This window comes from Mesorhizobium sp. M7A.F.Ca.CA.004.04.2.1 (genome assembly GCF_004022825.1).
Taxonomy (GTDB): domain Bacteria; phylum Pseudomonadota; class Alphaproteobacteria; order Rhizobiales; family Rhizobiaceae; genus Mesorhizobium.
In genome coordinates this window covers 1-591 of sequence record NZ_RZPH01001690.1, presented here as the reverse complement: position 1 = coordinate 591, position 591 = coordinate 1, and the positions used below count along the sequence as shown (strand labels likewise).

Genomic DNA, 591 nt, shown 5'->3' with positions numbered 1-591 from the left:
CGCACTGATAGGCAGTTCAGCCCTGGTCACGCGCCAAGCAGCTGCTCTATTTCGGCAGCAATCCGCAGCAGGCGCCGGTCATGCCCGTTGCGCGCCACCAGCATCAATCCGGCGGGCAGCGGAGTGCCCGGCATCGGTAGCGAGATCGCGCAGAGATCGAACTGGTTGGCGACCTGCGTGTTGCGCAGCAGCAGGCCCTCGGTGCGGTCGCGCAGCTCGGCGTCGTCAGCCATCGAGACGATGGTCGGCGCCGTCACCGGCGTGGTCGGCAGAGCCAGCACATCGACCGATGCCAGCCGCTCGTCCATGGCGGCGGCAAGTGCTGCGCGACGACGCATTGCCCTGATGTAGACAGGCGTCGGCAGCATTGCCGCCCGCGACAAAGGTCCGCTGACATGCGGGTCGACCGGCACCGACGCTCCTGTCGCCAGCCAGTCGGCATGCACTTCGGCCCCTTCCATCGCAGCGATCGAGCCACGCTTGGTCGCCGCGCGCAAATCGGCGAGCAGATCGTCGATCGACAGGTCGGCGATCCGCGCGCCTGTCTGCTCGATCTTGCCAAGGCAGCGGTCGAACGCGGTCGCCACCTCG

The 591-nt window shown here is 67.9% G+C and carries 1 protein-coding gene; it reads right to left on the bottom strand.

The genetic code is table 11. The annotated features are described in order from the left end of the window. Positions 1-26 precede the first annotated feature (26 nt). On the bottom strand, positions 27-591 hold a 565-nt coding region (locus EN893_RS37005; RefSeq protein ID WP_245490993.1), incomplete at its 5' end, for an amidase family protein.